General features: G+C 74.7%; 17 protein-coding genes. 12 read left to right on the top strand and 5 right to left on the bottom strand.

Annotated features, from left to right (window positions below; all coding sequences use genetic code 11):
- Window positions 1–207: 207 nt before the first annotated feature.
- The 7 genes from ACWCSU_RS43415 (at window position 208) to ACWCSU_RS43385 (ending at window position 5,638) form a co-directional block, all read left to right on the top strand.
- Complete coding sequence (locus ACWCSU_RS43415) at window positions 208–597, top strand: YunG family protein (protein ID WP_364098076.1); 390 nt, start codon at window positions 208–210, stop codon at window positions 595–597.
- A 67-nt stretch (window positions 598–664) separates the two neighbouring features.
- Window positions 665–1,231, top strand: coding sequence for a toxin-antitoxin system HicB family antitoxin (locus ACWCSU_RS43410; protein WP_449942386.1), 567 nt, complete (start codon window positions 665–667; stop codon window positions 1,229–1,231).
- Window positions 1,231–2,169 carry a DUF4097 family beta strand repeat-containing protein gene (locus ACWCSU_RS43405; RefSeq protein WP_449942385.1) on the top strand — a complete coding sequence of 313 codons (939 nt, stop codon included), beginning with the start codon at window positions 1,231–1,233 and terminating at the stop codon, window positions 2,167–2,169. The genes ACWCSU_RS43410 and ACWCSU_RS43405 overlap by 1 nt, the downstream gene beginning before the upstream one ends.
- A gap of 17 nt (window positions 2,170–2,186) precedes the next feature.
- On the top strand, window positions 2,187–3,152 hold the full coding sequence (locus ACWCSU_RS43400; RefSeq protein ID WP_449942384.1) for an ATP-binding cassette domain-containing protein: 966 nt from the start codon (window positions 2,187–2,189) through the stop codon (window positions 3,150–3,152).
- Window positions 3,149–3,952: an ABC transporter permease gene (locus tag ACWCSU_RS43395; protein WP_357705471.1), complete on the top strand. Its 804-nt coding sequence runs from the start codon at window positions 3,149–3,151 to the stop codon at window positions 3,950–3,952. Before ACWCSU_RS43400 ends, ACWCSU_RS43395 begins: the two co-directional genes overlap by 4 nt.
- Entirely contained in the window at window positions 3,949–4,455 is a 507-nt protein-coding gene (locus tag ACWCSU_RS43390; RefSeq protein WP_449942383.1) for a DUF1707 SHOCT-like domain-containing protein, read from the top strand. The genes ACWCSU_RS43395 and ACWCSU_RS43390 overlap by 4 nt, the downstream gene beginning before the upstream one ends.
- Before the next feature lie 184 nt (window positions 4,456–4,639).
- Entirely contained in the window at window positions 4,640–5,638 is a 999-nt protein-coding gene (locus ACWCSU_RS43385; RefSeq protein WP_449942382.1) for an ArsR/SmtB family transcription factor, read from the top strand.
- 37 nt (window positions 5,639–5,675) lie between these two features.
- Here the strand turns inward: ACWCSU_RS43385 and ACWCSU_RS43380 are convergent, their stop codons facing one another.
- The gene (locus ACWCSU_RS43380) at window positions 5,676–7,751 is read right to left on the bottom strand and encodes a prolyl oligopeptidase family serine peptidase (protein ID WP_449942381.1); all 2,076 of its coding nucleotides are present in this window, start codon (window positions 7,749–7,751) and stop codon (window positions 5,676–5,678) included.
- A 427-nt stretch (window positions 7,752–8,178) separates the two neighbouring features.
- On the opposite strand from ACWCSU_RS43380, the gene ACWCSU_RS43375 reads away from it, so the two are divergent.
- Window positions 8,179–8,946, top strand: a complete 768-nt coding sequence (locus ACWCSU_RS43375; protein WP_449942380.1) for a putative protein N(5)-glutamine methyltransferase — start codon at window positions 8,179–8,181, stop codon at window positions 8,944–8,946.
- A 131-nt stretch (window positions 8,947–9,077) separates the two neighbouring features.
- On the opposite strand, the gene ACWCSU_RS43370 is transcribed toward ACWCSU_RS43375, so the two are convergent.
- From ACWCSU_RS43370 to ACWCSU_RS43360, 3 genes are all read right to left on the bottom strand, one after another.
- Entirely contained in the window at window positions 9,078–9,425 is a 348-nt protein-coding gene (locus tag ACWCSU_RS43370; RefSeq protein ID WP_357705467.1) for a WGxxGxxG family protein, read from the bottom strand.
- 184 nt (window positions 9,426–9,609) lie between these two features.
- Window positions 9,610–10,980 (bottom strand): diaminopimelate decarboxylase, encoded by a 1,371-nt coding sequence (locus ACWCSU_RS43365; protein WP_449942379.1) that lies wholly within the window; start codon window positions 10,978–10,980, stop codon window positions 9,610–9,612.
- A 151-nt stretch (window positions 10,981–11,131) separates the two neighbouring features.
- Window positions 11,132–12,736, bottom strand: a complete 1,605-nt coding sequence (locus ACWCSU_RS43360) for a PucR family transcriptional regulator (RefSeq protein ID WP_449942378.1) — start codon at window positions 12,734–12,736, stop codon at window positions 11,132–11,134.
- Window positions 12,737–12,781: 45 nt separating this feature from the next.
- Here ACWCSU_RS43360 and ACWCSU_RS43355 point away from each other — a divergent pair, with 45 nt between their 5' ends.
- Window positions 12,782–13,315 (top strand): hypothetical protein, encoded by a 534-nt coding sequence (locus ACWCSU_RS43355; protein ID WP_449942377.1) that lies wholly within the window; start codon window positions 12,782–12,784, stop codon window positions 13,313–13,315.
- A gap of 61 nt (window positions 13,316–13,376) precedes the next feature.
- Here the strand turns inward: ACWCSU_RS43355 and ACWCSU_RS43350 are convergent, their stop codons facing one another.
- On the bottom strand, window positions 13,377–14,141 hold the full coding sequence (locus tag ACWCSU_RS43350; protein ID WP_449942376.1) for a PP2C family protein-serine/threonine phosphatase: 765 nt from the start codon (window positions 14,139–14,141) through the stop codon (window positions 13,377–13,379).
- A 284-nt stretch (window positions 14,142–14,425) separates the two neighbouring features.
- Between ACWCSU_RS43350 and ACWCSU_RS43345 the strand changes: the two genes are divergently transcribed.
- Genes ACWCSU_RS43345 through ACWCSU_RS43335 form a run of 3 tightly spaced genes read left to right on the top strand, consistent with a single transcriptional unit; the run spans window position 14,426 to window position 17,405 of the window.
- Entirely contained in the window at window positions 14,426–15,628 is a 1,203-nt protein-coding gene (locus ACWCSU_RS43345) for a sensor histidine kinase (protein ID WP_449942375.1), read from the top strand.
- A complete protein-coding gene (locus tag ACWCSU_RS43340) occupies window positions 15,625–16,743 on the top strand; it encodes a hypothetical protein (protein ID WP_449942374.1) in 1,119 nt (372 codons plus the stop codon). Before ACWCSU_RS43345 ends, ACWCSU_RS43340 begins: the two co-directional genes overlap by 4 nt.
- On the top strand, window positions 16,713–17,405 hold the full coding sequence (locus tag ACWCSU_RS43335; RefSeq protein ID WP_357705460.1) for a sigma factor-like helix-turn-helix DNA-binding protein: 693 nt from the start codon (window positions 16,713–16,715) through the stop codon (window positions 17,403–17,405). Before ACWCSU_RS43340 ends, ACWCSU_RS43335 begins: the two co-directional genes overlap by 31 nt.
- Window positions 17,406–17,445 lie beyond the last annotated feature (40 nt).

The raw sequence follows: 17,445 nt of genomic DNA, 5'->3' as shown, positions 1-17,445 counted from the left end.
AGCTCGCGTCGCAGGGCGGGAAGGGCCACCCGCGGCGTCGGCCGACACGTCTGCGCCCTCAGGCGCCCGACGCCGGCGCGGAACGCCGCCCTCGACTTGGACCCCTGCGACGGCCGCCCGGTTCCCCGGTTCCGGAACCGGTGTCCTTCCCGATCGGCGCCCGCCGGAGAACGGTGGACTGTCGGACCCGCCTGCGACACTGCCCCGATGTTGATACTGGAATTGTTGCGTCCGGTGATACGGGCCGCGTGGGGGCCCGACACCTGCGACACCGCCGCGCGGGAGGAATGGCGGCCCGCCAACCCCGCCAGAGGGCAGTGCGGCACGACCGCCCTGGTGGTCCATGACCTGCTCGGGGGAGACCTGATCCTGGCCGAGGTGCAAGCCGATGGCGTCAAGGTCGGTCACCACTACTGGAACCGCCTGCCCGACGGCACCGAGATCGACTTCGCCGGGGACCAGTTCCACCCGGGTGAGGTCGTCGTGAACCCCCAGGTCCAGCAGCGTCCCCCCGACGCGCCGCGCCGCTGCCGGGAGGAGTACGAGCTGCTGCGTCACCGCGTCGTCACCGCGCTGTCCCCGTCCCTGCCCGGCTGAGGTGTGACGCCATAGTGACGTCATAGCGCGGTTGCGATGGCGTCACTCTGCATGTCATGATGGCGTCATGGACCTTGCGCCGTATGTGGACCAACTCCGGCGCGAGCTCATGCTCGCCGCCGGCACGGGCGGCGAGGAAGCTCGTGCGCTGGCCGAACACTTCTCCGCGACGCTGGCGTCGGCCGCCCGCCTCGCCCTGCTGGAGGCCCTGTCGGCCGCCGCGGACGAGATCACCCAGGACCTCGCGCCCGGGTCGGTCGAGGTGCGCCTGCGCGGGCGCGACCCCGCCTTCGTCGTGACGCCACCGCCCGCCGCCCATCCGTTCGCGGAGGAGGGCGAAGCCGCCACGGGTGGTGCCATGGGTGCGGCAGGGCCGGGCGCGCACCCGCCACCGCAACCGCCCGCGCCGCCGCCCTCCGACGCCGACGAGGGTGGTACGTCCCGGATCTCGCTCCGGGTCCCCGAGGCGCTCAAGCCGCGCATCGAGGAGGCCGCCGCGCGCGAAGGGCTGTCGGTCAACGCCTGGCTGGTCCGCGCCGTCTCGGCGGCCCTCGACCCCGGCGACGCCGCCCGCCGCACCCCCCGCGGCCCCGCCCGGCAGACCGGCAACCGCTACAGCGGCTGGGTGCGCTGATGACCATGCCGACCGACGAGAAGGAGTCCGGAATGCCGGTCTTCGACACGCCCCGACCCATCGTCGTCCTCCTCGACCTGGGGACCGCCGCCGTCCGCGTCGTCGCGGGCGACCGTGCCGACACCGTGGTCGAGGTCCGCCCGAGCGACGAGCACAACGACGCCGACGTGCAGGCGGCCCGGCACGTCCAGGTCCATCACGCCGACGGCAGGCTCACGGTGGCCGCCGACAAGGAGCAGGGAGCGCCGGTCCTCGGCTGGGGGCTCTCGCTCGGAAAGCTCGTCGAGTCGCCCGCCGACTGGGCGCGTTCGCTGCTGCTCGGCACGGGCTCGGTGGACGTCACGATCGAGCTGCCGGCCGGATCCCGCCTCGACGCCAAGACGCCCGGCGGCGTCTCCTGCCGCGGCCTGCTCGGCGAGGTGACCGTCACCACCACGTACGGCGACATCCGCGTCGAGGAGGCGGGCCGGCTGCGCCTGAAGAGCGCCCACGGCAACATCTCCGTCACCCGCGCCCGCGGGCACGCCGAGATCACCACGAACCACGGCGACATCCGGGTCGGCGAGATCGACGGCGCCGCCGCGGTCAAGACCGCCCACGGCGAGGTGCGCCTCGGCGTGGTGACCGGCGAGCTGCGGCTCAACAGCGCCCACGGCGACATCACCGTCGACCGCCCGCTGGCCGGCGTCGTCGCCAAGACCGCCTACGCCGGCGTGCAGATCCACGAGATGTCCTCCGGCGCGGTCGTCATGGAGACCACCGGTGGCGGCCTCGACCTCGGCGTCCGGGCGGGCACCGCCGCCTGGCTGGACGTCAGCTCCAGGTACGGCACGGTCGACGTCACCCTAGACCCGGGCGACGACCCCGGCGACGGGGCGGCGATCGTCGAGGTCCGCGCCCACACCACCCATGGGGACATCGTCATCCACCGTTCCTGACGAGCTAGGAGACCGACATGCCTGACGCGATCGTGGCCGAAGGACTGACCAAGAGATACGGCGACGTGGCCGCCCTCGACGGGATGGACCTGACCGTCCCCGAAGGGACGGTGCTGGGCCTGCTGGGCCCCAACGGCGCCGGCAAGACCACCACGGTGAGGATCCTCACCACGCTCCTGCGGCCGGACGCCGGCCACGCCACCGTGGCCGGGCTCGACGTCGTGCGCGACGCCCACCGGCTGCGCGCCCGCATCGGCGCCTCCGGCCAGTACGCCGCCGTCGACGACCACTTGACCGGCGCCGAGAACCTGGAGATGGTCGGCCGCCTCTACCACCTGGGCACCAGGCCCAGCCGCGAGCGCGCCCGCGAGCTGCTGGAGCGCTTCGACCTCGCCGACGCCGCCGACCGCCCGGTGCGCGGCTACTCCGGCGGCATGCGCCGCCGCCTCGACCTGGCCGGCGCGCTGGTCGCCAACCCGCCCGTGCTCTTCCTGGACGAGCCCACCACCGGCCTCGACCCGCGCGCCCGGATCAGCCTGTGGGACGTCATCGCCGAGCTCGTCCGGGAGGGCACCACCGTCCTGCTGACCACCCAGTACCTGGAGGAGGCCGACCGGCTGGCCGACCGCATCGCGGTGGTCGACCAGGGGCGGGTGATCGCGCGAGGCACGGCCGAGGAGCTGAAGGACCAGGTCGGCGGCGACCGCATCCAGGTCTCGGTGACCAGCGCGGCGAACCTGGAGACCGCCGCCCGCGCCCTGGCGCCGCTGGCCCTGGGGGACGTGCAGATCGACGCCGCCGCGCTGCGGATGACGATCCCGGTGACCGGCGGCGCGGCCGCGCTGACCCAGGCGCTCGGCCACCTGGCCGCCGAGCGGATCGCCGTCCGCGACGCCGGGCTGCGCCGGCCCACCCTCGACGACGTGTTCCTCACCCTCACGGGACGCCAGGCCGACGAGAAGACCAAGGAGACCGTCCGATGAACGCCCTCCAGCTGGCCGCCGCCGACGGCCTGACCATCGCCAAGCGCAACGCGCTGAAGATCCGCAGAGCCCCCGACCTGCTGGGTGGCGTGATCATGCTGCCCATCGTGTTCGTGGTGCTGTTCACCTACGTCTTCGGCAGCATGATCGAGCTGCCCGGCATGTCCTACGGCGAGTACCTGCTCCCCGGGATCTTCGTCATGACGATCGTCACCAGCGCGCAGATCACCGGCTACACGCTGACCCAGGACCTGCAGAAGGGCATCTTCGACCGGTTCCGCACCCTGCCGATGTCCCCGACGGCGGTGCTCACCGGCCAGACCCTCAGCGACGTCATCATGAACGTCACCAGCATCGCCACCATGGCGCTCGTCGGCCTGCTGGTCGGCTGGCGCGTCCACAGCTCACCGGCGCAGGCGGCCCTCGGGTTCGCGATGCTGCTGCTGTTCGCCTACGCCTTCTCCTGGGTGACGGCCACGGTCGCGCTGGCCCTGCGCACGCCCGAGGTGTTCAACAACATCGCCACGCTGACGTCGTTGCCGCTGGTCTTCCTGTCCAACGCGTTCGCCGACAGCTCGCGCCTGCCCGGCCCGCTGCGGCCGATCGCCGAATGGAACCCGGTCTCCACGCTCGTCCAGGCCGCGCGTGAGCTGTTCGGCAACACCAGCGCCGCCCTGCCCCAGCCCGGCGCCTGGCCGCTGCGGCACGCCGTGCCGGTGTCGCTGCTGTGGTCGGTCCTGCTCCTGGTCGTGTTCGTGCCGCTGGCGACGCGGCTGTACAAGAGGGCCGTCAGCCGATGAACACAGTCTCGGGCGCTGACCGCGAGCGGGCGGTCGAGCTGGTCCAACAGGCGTACGCGGACGGCCGGCTCGACCCCGCCGAGCTGGAACGCCGGCTCGAACTGGCGCTCACCGCCACCTCCTCCCACGAGCTGGCGCCGATCGTCGGCGACCTGCCGGACGAGGCGGTCCATCTGTCCTCCACCGGCGGCAGCGTCACACGCACCGGCGACTGGGAGGTCCCGCGACGGCTGCGCGTCGACTCCAAGTACGGCAAGGTGCGGCTCGACCTGTCGCGGGCCCACGTCCCGTACGCGCGGATCGACCTCGAACTCCAGCTGGCCTACGGCAGCGCCACGATCATCCTGCCGGTGGGCGCCACGGCGAACACCGACGGGGTGCGTTCCGAATGGGGGCGCGTGACCTGCAAGGTCCCCGGCCGCCCGAACCCCGGTCATCCGCACGTCCAGGTGACCGGCGACCTTCCCCACGGCCGCCTCGTCATCCGCCCCGCCCGCCGATGACCCAGGCCGGGCGTCCGCCATGCCCGTCGCGGTGAGCATGGCGGACCGGCCGTGCCCGCCTCGGCCGTGGAAGCCGGCCGGGCCGGTCCGCCCGCCAGGGATGGGGCCGGGCCGGAACACGCGGGTCGTGGCCCGTCAATCGGATGGTGATCGTGCTGCCAGCCGGTCGGGTGAGGATGCCGGCATGACCAGGGGAACGTTGAAGATCATCTTCACCGGGGAGGACCTGGCCCGGGTGCGCATCGCCTCCCGCGTCGACGAGCTGTGGGAGATGGCCATGAGCCTGCACGTGCTGCAGCGGCCCGGCGGCGGCCAGGACATGGCGGCCTGGCGGCGGCGGGCGCGTGCCGACCTGTCCGGATCGGGGCTGCTGCGGCCGGTGCGCGAGACGCTGGTCCCGCTGATGCCGATCAAGGCCTACTTCCCCGACTTCCTGACCCCGTACGAGGCCCAGGCGGGGTTGCGGAACGGCGTCGAGGTGCTGGCCGACACCCCGGCCGTCCGGGTGCGCCACGAGATCGACCGGTTGCGCCGGCACGTCAGCCTGCCCGCCGCCCTCGACGGCCTGGCCCGCGGCCACCGGCGTGCGCTCCGCCACCTGGCCCACCTGGCCGGCCGCTACTGCGAGGTCGCCTTCGACCCCCACCGCGCCACGATGGAACGCGCGCTCGGCCGCGAACGCGCCAGGCTCACCCGGCTGCTCACCGACCAGGGCGTGGACGCCATGCTCTCCGCCCTCACGCCGAGCACCCGCTGGCGGCCGCCCGTCCTGGAGACCGACTACGCCCCCGGACGCTACGAGATCCACCTCGGCGGCCGGGGACTGACCCTGATCCCGTCCTACTTCTGCCGTTGCACCCCGGTCGCGCTGGCCGACCCCAGCCTGCCTCCCGTCCTGATCTTCCCGGCCCCGCGCCGCGCCCCCGAACCCGGCCCCGGCGACCCGCTGCCCGACCTCCTCGGGGCCAACCGGGCCCGCATCCTGCGCTGCGTCGCCGCCACCACCGGCTGCACCACCAGCGAGCTGGCCCGCCGTACCGGCACCTCGCTGTCGTCGGCCAGCGCCCACGCCCAGGTGCTGCACCGCGCGGGCCTGATCGCCAGCACCCGGCATGCCAACATGGTCATCCACCAGCTCACCCACCTGGGCGCGGGCCTGCTCACCGGCCGAACCCCCTTCTGACGGCACAGCCGGCCCGCGCAAAGCGGGGCTCGGCGGGCTACGGGGTCAGGTGCCGGCGCAGGAAGTCGAGCTGGAGGAGGAGCAGGCCCTCGAACACGTCCTCGTCGGAGGTCGGGGCGTGGGAGGCGCCGGACAGCGGAAGCACCTCGTGCGGGCGTCCCGCGGCCAGCAGTGCGGACGACAGGCGCAGCGTGCCCGCCGGGAACACGTTGTCGTCGGACAGGCCGTGGGCGAGTTGCAGGGGCCGGGACAGGGTGTGCGCCTCGACCAGCGTCGAGCAGGCGTCGTAGCGCTCGGGGTGGCGGTCGGGGTGGCCGAGGAAGCGTTCGCGCCAGTGGGTGTCGTACAGGCGCTGCTCGCTCGGGGCGGCCCCGGCGACGGCGGCGTGGAAGACGTCGGGACGGCGCAGCACCGCCATGACGGCCAGCGTGCCCGCGTACGACCAGCCGCGTATGGCGACCCGGCGCAGGTCCAGCCCGGGGTGGCGCTCGGCGACCGCGTGCAGGGCGGCCACCTGGTCCTCCAGCACGGGGCCGAACATGTCGCCGTGCACCTCGCGCTCCCAGTCGGGGCCGCGGCCCGGCGTGCCGGCCCCGTCGGTGACCAGGACGGCGAACCCCTGCTCGGCGAACCACTGCGAGACGAACATCATCGGCGCCTGCTCGTCGGTGACGCGGCGCGCGGCCGGCCCCGCGTACGGGTCCAGCAGGACGGGCAGCGCCGGGTCGCCGGGGCGGTGCCAGGAGGGCAGGTGCAGGTGGCTGCGCAGTTCGCGCCGGGTGGTGACGAGCGACAGGCGGCGCAGCGTCAACACGGGCCGCTGCGCCACGGACACCACCTCGATCCCAGCCTGTCCGGCCTGCGACGCCGCGGCGGGCGGGTCCTGGCGGATCACGTGGGTGCGTTCGCCCGGGTGCTCGGCGGTGCGGGTGACGTGGACGAGGGTGCCCGCTCGCCGCGTCCCGCCGTGCACGCCCGGTGCGACGCTGAGCCGCCGGACGCCCGTCGCCGGGGTGTGCAGCCACAGGTGCGTCTGGACGGGGTCGTCGGAGGCGGTGAAGAGCACGTCGTCGCCGTCCACGCCGAGGACCGCCTCCAGCTGCAGACCGGGCGGCGTGACCGGGACGCCGCCGACGGTGAGCCGCCGGGTGCCGTCCAGGTCGGCGTGGGCGACCAGGCGGCCGGAGCCCGTACGGGCGGGCGTGCCCGGGACGAGCTGGACCCAGCGCGCATCGTGCTGCTCGGCCAGCAGCCGGGTCCGGCCGGAGTCCGGGTCGGCGGCCAGCACCCGGACCGTCCGCTGGTCCCGGCTCTGCACCGACAGGTAGGGGCCGTGGGCGTCCCAGCCGGCCGCCGTCACGTACTCGAAGGCGGTCCGGTCCCAGGAGACCTCCACGCGTTCCCCGTCCGGGCGGGCCATCCAGAGGGTGACGTCGGCGTTGGCGGTGCCGGCCGCCGGGTACCGCACGGCACGGGGCGGGCGCGCGGGTTCGGCGGGGTCGCCCACGTGCCAGAGCGCGACGCGGGACTCGTCCACCCGGGTCGTCAGCAGGCGGGCGCCGTCGGGGGACCACCAGTGGCCCCGGGAGCGTCCCATGGAGCCGGACGCGGCGTACTCGGCGACGCCGAACCGCACGTCCGGCCCGTCGGGCTCGGCCACGGCGCGGTCGTCCGCGCCGTCGGCGCCGATCACCCGCAGCGCGCCGCCGGAGAGGTAGGCGACCAGCCGCCCGGACGGGTCGGGGCGCGGGTCGCGGGCCCCGGTGGGCACCGGCAGCGCGCGGGCGACGCCGGTGGCGACGTCCACCGCCCACAGCCCGCCCGCCAGGGTGAACACCGCCAGGGACGCCGCGTCGTCCGTGGCGTAGGAGGCGATCCCGTGGGCACGGCCGCCGGTCAGCGGGGCGGGGTCGGCGAGCAGCCGCTCCCGGCCGGAGGTGGCGTCCAGGGCCCACAGGCAGGTGACCGGGTCGTCGCCGGCGCGGCTGCGCAGGAACAGCACGAAGGAGCCGTCCGCGGAGACGGTGAAGGCCGAGGGGGCGCCCAGGGTGAACCGCCGGGTGCGGGCGAACTGCCGGGGCAGGCTGATCTTGTCGTCGTCGTGGTGCTGCATGTGTGCCTGGTTTCCTCTCACTGCGGTCCGGTTTTCGGGCACAGCAAAAAGCGCACACCATGGCGGTGTGCGCTTCGTCTGTGTCAGATGATCGGCGGGATGCTGTCGTGCGACTCCCGCTGCCGCTTCCCGCTCGCCGGGACGATGCCTGCGGTCGAGCTCAGAAGCATTCTACTGCATGATCATCGAGCGGGTGGATCCCCGGGAGGCCCCCACGTTTCCGCGAAATCGGCTCTGGTACTGTGACGGTCTCTGGCCGAGATCGTCCTTGGGAGGTGAGACCCATTACCGCTTCGTCAGGCTGGGGCTCCCTTCCGGCACACGTGCGGCCCGCCGGGGCCAGGTGACCGCGGGGAGCGCCCATCGGCATCCCGAAAGGCTCCCCATGCATCCCTCCCCGATCCCCATGCACTCCTCCCCGATTCCCATGTCCGCCGTCGTCTCCCGGCTGCGCGCCGCCGGCTGCGTCTTCGCCGAGGACGAGGCCGAACTGCTGGTCTCCACCGCGCGTACCGCCGCCGAGCTGGCGGAGATGGTCGAGCGCCGGGCCGGCGGGCTGCCGCTTGAGCACGTCCTGGGCTGGGCGCGGTTCTGCGGGCTGCGCGTCGCCGTCGAGCCCGGCGTGTTCGTGCCGCGTCCGCGCACCGAGTTCCTCATCCGTCAGGCCGTCGCGCTGGCCCGCCGGATCGGCCGTCCGCCCGTCGTCCTCGACCTGTGCTGCGGCACGGGCGCGATGGCGGCCGCGGTCGCGGCCGCGCTGGGGGAGGCCGAGGTGCACGCGGCCGACCTCGATCCCGCCGCCGTGCGCTGCGCCCGGCGCAACCTGCCCGGCGGCCACGTCCACCAGGGCGACCTGTACGACGCCCTGCCCGCCTCGCTGCGCGGCCGCGTCGGCATCCTGATCGCCAGCCCGCCCTACGTGCCCACCGAGTCGGTCGGCCTGCTGCCGCCCGAGGCCCGTCTGCACGAGCCGCTGATGGCGCTCGACGGCGGCGACGACGGGCTCGACGTCGTGCGCCGGGTGATCGCGGGGGCGTCCGGCTGGCTCGCGCCGGGCGGTCACCTGCTGGTGGAGACCAGCGAACGGCAGGCCGCGGCCACCGTCGAGGCCGCCGTGGCCGCCGGGCTCTCGGCGCGCGCCACGGTCTCGGAGGAGCTGGACGCCACCGCCGTCGTCGGCACCCGTCCCGCTTGAAGGGTCCTGGCGGAAGTCGTCGGTACCCGTCCCGCCTGAAGGGCTCTGGCGGGTGCCGGCGGGGAGACGTCGTCGCGGGCAGCGCGGTGCCCGGCGCGCCGGAGCGTGCCGGGCACCGCCCGCGTCCTTCCTTACGGACGCTGCGGGCGAGTGGGGTTGGCGGTGGTCCCCGTCGTGCCGGTGGTGCCGGTCGTGCCGGTGGTCCCCGTCGTGCCGGTGGTGCGGGTGGTGGTGGACATGTGCTCAGCCGTCCCCACCGGGTTGCGGCCCTTGCGCAGGCCGGCCAGCCCCAGCAGGCCGAGCAGCCCCAGCAGGCCCCACAGACCGCCGTTGCCGCCGCCCTCTTCGTGTCTGGTCTCGGTCGGTTGCGGGCTCGGCGTCGCCTGGCTCTGGACGACGGGCGTGTCCGCCACAGCGGTGGCGGCCGGGGCCAGCGCCAAGCAGAATGCCATCCCCAGGCCGGTGAGCGTCTTGCGCATGTGGGTTCCCCCGGATCCGGCGGCTCTCAAGGCGGAGAGGCCGCCTGTCGCGCCTCCCGGGCGACGGCCCGGAAGGTTCCCCCGAAATGGAGCGAGAACTCCATACTCGCCGGTAGACATACCCTCACCCGCGAAAACAATCCCCTTAAACCGGGGCATACCGCCGCATTCGGGACGCGAGGCGTCAGCCGATGGCCGCCAGGAGGCCGGTGAGCGCGTCGGCCTGCGCGAGCCCGCTGGAGGCCGCGATCTCGTCCAGGGTCTGCGCCGGGCGGACCTCGCTCAGCCGCACGTCGCCGTCCGCCGTGACGGTGAAGCCGTGCACGGCCGGATAGGGCAGGCTGTTGTAGGCCCACGGGGTGGAGAAGTAGTAGGCGCCGGTGTCGTACAGCACGACGATGTCGCCCTCGGCCAGCTCCGGCAGCTCCCTGGCGTGCGCGACCACGTCGCCGGCGAAGCAGCACGGGCCCGCGACGTCCTGGGCGAGGAGGGGGCCGTCCTTGGGGTCGCCCGCCGGGCCGTGCGCGCCGACCCGCAGCGGCCAGGCGTCCGGCATGAGCACCGTGCGGGTGGCCACCTGCGCGCCCGCGTGGGTGATCGCCACCCGCCGCCCGCCCGCGTCCTTGGTGTACTCCACCAGCGCCGCGACGAAGCCGTTCTTGGCCAGCAGCGACCGGCCGAACTCGGTGACCAGCGCGTACCGGCCGTCGAACAGCCCGGGGACGGCCGCGCGCAGCGTGGCGACGTAGTCGGCGTAGGTGGGGGTCACCTCGTCGTCGTCGAAGTTCACCGGAAGGCCGCCGCCGATGTCGATGCTGGTGATCTGCCGCGCGCCGATCGTCGCGTTGATCTCCTCGGCCAGCCGGTACGTCTCGGCGATGCCCGCCGCGATCAGCTCCAGCGGGCACCCCTGGGAGCCGACGTGCGCGTGCAGGCGGGTCAGCCAGGGCCGTTCGGCGAAGGCGCGGACGACGGCCTCGCGCGCCCCGGGGTCGCGCAGCGCGACGCCGAACTTGGAGGTGGCGGTCGCGGTGCTCATCGCGCCGATCGTCCCGGTGCCGACCTGCGGGTTCACCCGAAGGCCCAGCACCGAGGAGGAGTCCGGCGCGCGCAGCTCGTCGATGCGGCGCAGCTCGTCGAGGCTGTCGGCGTTGACCGCGACGCCCAGCGAGAGGGCCTGGCGCAGCTCCTCGCGGGTCTTGGCGGGGGAGTCGAAGACGATCGTGCCCGGCGCGAACCCGGCGTCCAGCGCGATCCGCAGCTCGCCGGGGCTGGCGACCTCGCACCCCATGCCCGACGCGGCCAGCAGCCGCAGGACGGGGATCAGCGACGCGGCCTTGGCGGCGAAGGTGTGCAGCACGTCCGGAACCTCGCCGAACGCCTCGTGCAGGGCCCTGACCGAGTCCCGCACGCCGGCGGTGTCGAGGAACCCGGCGACGGGCTCGCCGGGGCCGAGCGCGCCGGCGCGCACGGCGTGGCGCAGCACGTGGGCGGCGCGTTCGGCGGTGGTGCCGCGGGCAGGGGCGGGCGCGAGCGTGGCACTGCTCTGGATCACGTCCAAGGCTCCTGGGTGCATCGGGAAAGAGAGAGTTTCGGAGGGGGGCCAGACGAGATTCGGGCATGACCGCAGGCTGCGTCTTCATCCGGTGGGCCAAAGCCCGCCTCCGGCTTTGTCCGTCCGGCCAAGGTAAAGCCGGAACCCCAGGTCAGCCCGCCAGGCGGACGGCGAGGGTCAGCAGGAGGCGGGTGTCGGGATCGTCGAGGTCCACGCCGAAGCGCTCGCGGACGCGGCGCAGCCGGTAGCGCAGGGTGTTCGGGTGCAGGACCAGCCGGCGGGCGGCCCGGCCGACGTCCCCGGCGGCGTCGAGGTAGGCGGCGATCGAGCGGACCAGCTCGCCGCCCGCGGCCAGGTCGCTGCGCACCAGGTCGTACACCGGGCCGCTGCCGCGCTCCCACACCGGGCGGACGGCGTCCAGCACGCGCAGCACGTCCAGGGCGGGGCCGAGGTCGGCGGCCAGGGCGTGGCGCGGGCCGGCGGCGCGGGCGCGCAGGACCCGGACGACCAGGTCGGCCTCCTCCCGTGAGCCCGACGCGACCAGCGGCGAGGCGGCCACCGAGCCCGCCCCCGCCCACACCGGGGCGGCACCCGGCGTCGAGGCGGCCAGCCCGTCCAGCTCGCGGGCCAGTCCGGGCACGTCCCGCTCGTCGCCGCCGCGCACCGGCACCAGCGCCAGCACCCGCCCGGTCTCCCGCAGCACCCGCACTCCCGGGCGGTAGGAGGCGGCGTGCAGCGCGAGCACCTCCAGCACCCGCTCACCGGCCGCCCCCCGGGCCGCCGCGCCCTCGCCGTCGGGGCCGGCCTCGGCGATCACGACGGCGCAGCGCTGGTCGGGCGGCAGGCCGAGGGTCCAGGCGTGGGTGCTCATGTCGCCCTCGCCGGTCAGCAGGCCGCGCAGCGCGTGCTCCTCGCGCAGCCGCGCGCCGCTCTCCCGCAGCCGGTGCTGCACCAGGTACGGCACCGCCACCTCCGCTGCCCGGCTCAGCGCGCTGGCCGCGTTGGGCGACAGGCTGCGGCCGTCGGCGGCGGCCCAGATCGAGCCCAGCATCTCCCGGCCGCTCCGGATGGCGATGATCAGCCGCTCGGGGGTGCCGCCGTCGGCGGGCCGGTGGATCACCTCGCCGGAGGACCACAGGGTGCGCAGCAGGCCGCTGCGCCGCAGCTCGTCCACCCGCCAGTCGGGCACCCGGCCGCCCAGGATGGTGGAGCGGCGCAGTTCGTCGGCCTCCGGCCCGGTGGCCGAGTGCGCCAGCACGCGGAACTGGGTGTCCTCGATGGTGATCGAGCCGCCGGTGAACTCGGCGACCACCGACGCCAGCGCGGCCAGCCCGCCGCCCGCCGTGGCCTCGGCCATGCGGTCGCCGCGTCCCGCCTCGCCGTAGGCGGCGGCCGAGCGCAGCAGGGTCGCCACGTCGTCCCAGTCGGCCCACTCGGCGCGGGCCAGCAGGGCGATGCCGACCTGCTCGGCCGCGGCGAGCGCGTCGTCGGCCAGGTCCTCGCCGGCGCGCACGACCACCGCCGCGGCGCCGCGCCGGGCCGCCTCGCGGATGGAGGCCGTGGCCGCGCCAGTGGAGTGGAACAGCCCGGCGGCCAGCACGATCCGGCCCGCGTACGAGCGGGCGGGCCCCTCGTCGCCGATGATCATCCCGGACACGTGGACGTCCTGGCCCGAGGGCGCGAGCAGCAGCCGCAGGACGCCGCCCTCGTCGAAGGCGAGCAGCTCGCGGAGGGTGATTTGCCCCCGTTTGTTCATGACGGGGAGCATACGCAGGTGCCGCCACCTGGCAGGCTGGGGGCCATGCGATTCGGCGTACGCCAGTTCGAGCTGGCCCTGATGCACCGCATGCGCGACCTCAACCCGCAGCGCGTGGAACAGGCGCTGGCCGACCTGGACGCCTCCCGCGCCGAGCTGCGCGCCGCCCACACCCACTGGACCCGGCTGGCCCACTCCGCGACCGCGCCCAAGGGCCGGGCCGCGCTGCGGATGGCCCTCGGCCCGCCCGCGTACGCCGGCACGACCCCGTTCGGCAGCCTGACCTGCGACGTGACCCGCTGGCGGCTGCCGTCCTGGCCGGAGCTGGAGTTCGAGGCGCTGACCGGTCCCGGCGGCGAGGTGTGGAACCTGTGGTTCGTGCGGCCCGGCGGTGACCGGCGGCTGTCGTTCGCGGACCTGACCCCGTGGGAGTGCGTCGTGGCCGACGTCGGCGCGAGCTTCCCGGTGAGCGCCCAGGGCGAGGGGGCGGCCCCCCACCACTGGGCGGTCGACTTCACCTGCGCGGGGACGTCCCGCCGCGCCCTGTTCGTGTACGGCCTCTACCAGCGCCTGGCCTGACCTCCGTGCCACCCGGCCCCCGCCTTTGTGCCGGGTGGCACGTTCCAGGGACGGCCGGAGGTCAGGCGGTGACGAAGTCCGCGACGACGAGCGTGGCGTCGTCCTTCGGGGCCGCGGCTGCCACCTCGTCGTACAGCCGGTCCAGGCACGCGGCGGGGGACGGGCCGACGGCCAGCAATTCGGTCAGGCGGTGCTCGCCCAACGCCTTGAGCACGCCGTCGGTGACGACGGCCACGCGGTCTCCCGGCCGCAGCGGCACGGTGCCGAGCTCGGGGTTCAGCGTGGAGGCCAGGCCGATCCCGCGCAGCAGCGGGCCGTCGTCGAAGGAGTGCGACGTGGTGAGCCGGCGCGGCTTGCCGCCCTTGGCGCAGTGCCAGATCGCGCCGTTGCCGACGTGGGCGAAGCGCAGGCACGGCGTCTCGCCGGGGACGAGCACCAGCAGGTCCATCGTCGTGACCAGCGCCGGCCTGGACGGCGTGCGCACCGCCGCCCGCCGCACGGCCCGGTGGGCGGCCTGGGCGCACTCGTCCATGTCCTCGTCCCGCCGGACGGTGTGCTGCGGGCGGGCGGCGACCACGGCGCCCAGGGCCAGGGCCGCCGCCGTGTGCGCGACCTCCGTGCCGCCCTGGCCGTCGGCCAGCGCGATCAGCCGCTCCTGGACGACGTAGGCGTCGGAGGGGTGGCCGTGCGAGCCGTCGTACGTGCCGCCCGCGGTCACCAGGCGGGGCCGCGCCGCGGGCATGCCGGGCGGCCAGCCCCCGCGACGACCGCGTACCGCCATCACGGAGAGGCAGCCGAGCAGAATCGAGATCGAGAAAACAGTCATGATCGTCCCTCCGGTCGCGCGCGACGACACCTGTCCAGTACATCCCTTGTGCGGCGGATGCGACTGACGGCTGATCGGCCGTCGTGGCGGCACGACGGCCGATCAGCCGTCATGTCCGCCGCGGGCCGCGCGGCCCACAGTGAGGCAGGCGGCGAACGTGCCCGGAGAGCCGCCGGCCCCCGAGGAAGAGCCATGGAAACAGCTGACCGTCATAACGGGAACAAGCCTGTTCAAAGTCGATATTGTGAGATCCGTCCTGTGCTCTCTTCGCGGGCGGATCGCACATGGCTCACCCCGGTTCCACGAGTCTGCTCAAGTGGCTCCCCAAGTGGCCGCTCAAGAGGCTCGACACGAGATACGACTCCGCGACCCGGCAGCTGGACAAGGCCGTCGCGCGTACCGCCGCGGGCGCGCGCGGCGCCGTCGGCCTGGTGTCGGTGGTCTCGGCCGCGCTCGGCGCGGTCCCGCCGGTCTCGGCCGCGTGGCTGGCGCCCGTCCTGGCGGCCGGCCTGGTGTGGACCGGGCTGTACCTGCGCCGGTTGCGCCGCGAGGAGCCGCTGCCGCACTGGCTGGTGGCCGGGGACGCGGCAACCACCGTGGCGGCCTGCCTGGCCCAAGGGCACCTCGTGCCCGTCCAGGCGTTCGACGCCGGGTCGAGCTGGATCGCGGGGATGGTCACCATGACGATCATCGTCACCGGGGTCACCTGGCGGCCCCGGGTCGCCGTGCCCGCCGGGCTGGCCGTGGCGGGGGCGTACCTGGCCGGGGTGCGGCTCGCGGCGCCGTCCCAGGACGTGGCCGGCACGCTGGGCATCCACCTCGTCCAGCTCCTGGCCATCGTGATGCTGATGACGCTGTTGCGCCGCTCGGCCGCCTCCGCCGACGCGTTCCTGCGCGGGAGCGCGCGGGCCGAGATCGCCCTCATGGTCGAACGCCTGCGCCGCGAGGACGAGCTGCGCCAGGTCGCCAGCATCCACGAGACCGCCCTGCACACCCTGACCATGGTCGGCCTCGGCACCTACGACGAGCCCTCGTCCACCCTGCGCGCCCAGGTGCGCACCGACCTCGCCGCCCTGGAGAAGCTGCGCGACCGGCCGCGCCCCGAGGCCGCCCCCATCGCCCTGGACAGCCTGCTCGACGAGGTGGCCGGCCGCGTGCCCGGCCTGGACGTACGCCGCCGGCTGACCCCGCAGACCGTCCCCGGCGACGTCGCCGAGCACTTCGCCCGCGCCGTCACCGAGGCCCTGGCCAACGTGGCGCGGCACGCCGGCGTGGCCGAGGCCGTCCTGGTCTCCAGCGGGCACGACGGCGAGGTCCGGGTGGAGGTGGCCGACGCGGGCCACGGGTTCGACCAGGACCGCCTGCCGCCCGACCGGTTCGGCGTGCGCGGCTCGATCCTCGACACGATGAACGCGCTGCGCGGCGGCGGCGCCCGGATCTCCTCCGGCGACACCGGCACGCGGGTGAGCATGTGGTGGCGGCCGTGACCGACGACATCGAGCAGGTCGCCCAGCGCTACGCCCGCTACACCGCGCTCGGCGCGGCCGTCATCGCCGGGTTCTGGCACACCGGCTACGACCTCACCGTCACCGTCACCGGCTGGAGCTCCTTCCGCTGGCCGCCGCTCGCCGGGGCCGCCTGGGGCGTCTACACGGTGGTCGGCGTGATCGCGGGGCTGTCGCTCGCGCGCACCTCGCGCGGCCCGGACCGCATCCTCGGCCTGGCCGTCGCGGCGCTGGCCGCCGACGTCGCGGTGATCGTGGCCTGCCGCCCGCAGGACCTGCTCGGCATCAGCGACTGGGGATGGGGGTCGGTCGGCTGGCTGGGCGTCATGCTGGCCTGGAACCGGCCGCGCTGGCGGGCGGAGCTGGGCGCGTTCCTCGCCGTCAACGCCGCCGTCATGCTGGCCGCGATGGCCGTGGCCGGGACGCTCGACCGGGTCTCGGTCGCCAAGTACCTGGTGGTCATCGTCGGCGGCGTCACCATGCAGCTCGGCTACACCGCCGGCTGCGCCCTGCTGCGCGCCCGCGCCGAGGACGCCGTGCTGCTGGCCCGCAGGCTCGCCGCCGACGACGCCTGGCGGGAGTCGGCCAGGAGCATCCACGCCGACCGCATCCGCAGGTACGCCGCCATCAGGGACGTGGCCGAGTCGCTGCTCCAGCGGCTCGCCGACGGCGCCGACCCCGGCGACCCCCGGGTCCGCGAGGACTGCACGGCCGGCGCCATGCGGCTGCGCCGCCTGATCACCGAACGCGAGGACGTGCCCGACGCGCTGGTGGCCGCCCTGCGCGAGCGCATCGACGCGGCCGAGCGACGCCAGGTGCTGGTGACCGCGCCGCCGTTCGGCGAGAATCTGCCCGCGCTGCCCGAGGGCGTGCGGGAGGATCTGCTCAGGGCGCCCGTCCTGGCGCTGGACGGCGCCCGCTCGCGGGCCAGGGTCACCGTGTCGGCGATGTCGGCCATGGTGAGCGTGGCCGTCGTCGCCGACAACGACGACCTGCCGGTCAGCCCCACCCCGGTGCGCGAGCCCAGCGGGGTCGTGGTCACCTACCAGCGCCAGGGAGGGGAGGTATGGGTCAACAGCATCTGGCAGCGCCCGTGACGGTCGCCCTGGTCGAGGACCACCAGGTCGTGGTGGACGGCGTGCGCTCCTGGTTCGGGCCGGGCAGCGGCGTGGAGCTGGTCGCCCAGGGGCCCACGATCGAGTCGGTCCGCGGCGTGCCCGCCGACGTGCTGCTGCTCGACCTCAACCTCAACGGCACGATGGTCGCCGACCGGGTGGGCGGGCTGTGCGCGGACGGCCAGCGCGTGATCGTCTTCTCCGAGCACGAGGAGCCCGAGATCGTCCGCGCGGTGCTGGACGCGGGCGCGTCGGCGTTCATCGGCAAGGGACGTGCCACCCGTGAGTCCTGCCTGGAGACGATCATGGAGGTGGCCGCCGACCGGCCGTCCGTGACGTTGCCCATGGCCCAGGCCATCGCCACGGACGAGGGCCCGCACCGCCCCCAGCTCTCGGACAAGGAGCGGGCGGCGCTGCTGTTCTGGTTCCAGTCGATGTCGAAGGCGTCGGTCGCGGCCCGCATGGGCATCAAGGAACGCACCGTGCGTCAGTACATCGACCGGGCCAGGGTCAAGTACGCGGCGGCCGGCCGGCCCGCGCCGACGAAGGAGAAACTGCTCATCTGCGCCATCCAGGACGGCCTGATCCGCCCCGACGAGGTCGGGATCTACACCTCCCACGCCCGCCAGGGCCCGCCCTCCTGACGCTCGGTCCCCTTCACCGGTCCCCTTCCTCGGGCGCTGT

The organism is Nonomuraea sp. NPDC001699 (assembly GCF_053596455.1).
This window is presented reverse-complemented; position numbering and strand designations above follow the sequence as displayed.

Excerpts from the sequence above, each read along its gene's own strand:
- ACWCSU_RS43395 (WP_357705471.1), top strand. The coding sequence starts at position 3,149 with ATGAACGCCCTCCAGCTGGCCGCCGCCGACGGCCTGACCATCGCCAAG.
- ACWCSU_RS43335 (WP_357705460.1), top strand. The coding sequence starts at position 16,713 with ATGGGTCAACAGCATCTGGCAGCGCCCGTGACGGTCGCCCTGGTCGAG.
- ACWCSU_RS43410 (WP_449942386.1), top strand. The coding sequence starts at position 665 with ATGGACCTTGCGCCGTATGTGGACCAACTCCGGCGCGAGCTCATGCTC.
- ACWCSU_RS43380 (WP_449942381.1), bottom strand. The coding sequence starts at position 7,751 with ATGCAGCACCACGACGACGACAAGATCAGCCTGCCCCGGCAGTTCGCC.
- ACWCSU_RS43355 (WP_449942377.1), top strand. The coding sequence starts at position 12,782 with ATGCGATTCGGCGTACGCCAGTTCGAGCTGGCCCTGATGCACCGCATG.
- ACWCSU_RS43370 (WP_357705467.1), bottom strand. The coding sequence starts at position 9,425 with ATGCGCAAGACGCTCACCGGCCTGGGGATGGCATTCTGCTTGGCGCTG.
- ACWCSU_RS43375 (WP_449942380.1), top strand. The coding sequence starts at position 8,179 with ATGTCCGCCGTCGTCTCCCGGCTGCGCGCCGCCGGCTGCGTCTTCGCC.
- ACWCSU_RS43385 (WP_449942382.1), top strand. The coding sequence starts at position 4,640 with ATGACCAGGGGAACGTTGAAGATCATCTTCACCGGGGAGGACCTGGCC.
- ACWCSU_RS43400 (WP_449942384.1), top strand. The coding sequence starts at position 2,187 with ATGCCTGACGCGATCGTGGCCGAAGGACTGACCAAGAGATACGGCGAC.
- ACWCSU_RS43405 (WP_449942385.1), top strand. The coding sequence starts at position 1,231 with ATGACCATGCCGACCGACGAGAAGGAGTCCGGAATGCCGGTCTTCGAC.
- ACWCSU_RS43390 (WP_449942383.1), top strand. The coding sequence starts at position 3,949 with ATGAACACAGTCTCGGGCGCTGACCGCGAGCGGGCGGTCGAGCTGGTC.
- ACWCSU_RS43415 (WP_364098076.1), top strand. The coding sequence starts at position 208 with ATGTTGATACTGGAATTGTTGCGTCCGGTGATACGGGCCGCGTGGGGG.
- ACWCSU_RS43360 (WP_449942378.1), bottom strand. The coding sequence starts at position 12,736 with ATGAACAAACGGGGGCAAATCACCCTCCGCGAGCTGCTCGCCTTCGAC.
- ACWCSU_RS43345 (WP_449942375.1), top strand. The coding sequence starts at position 14,426 with ATGGCTCACCCCGGTTCCACGAGTCTGCTCAAGTGGCTCCCCAAGTGG.
- ACWCSU_RS43350 (WP_449942376.1), bottom strand. The coding sequence starts at position 14,141 with ATGACTGTTTTCTCGATCTCGATTCTGCTCGGCTGCCTCTCCGTGATG.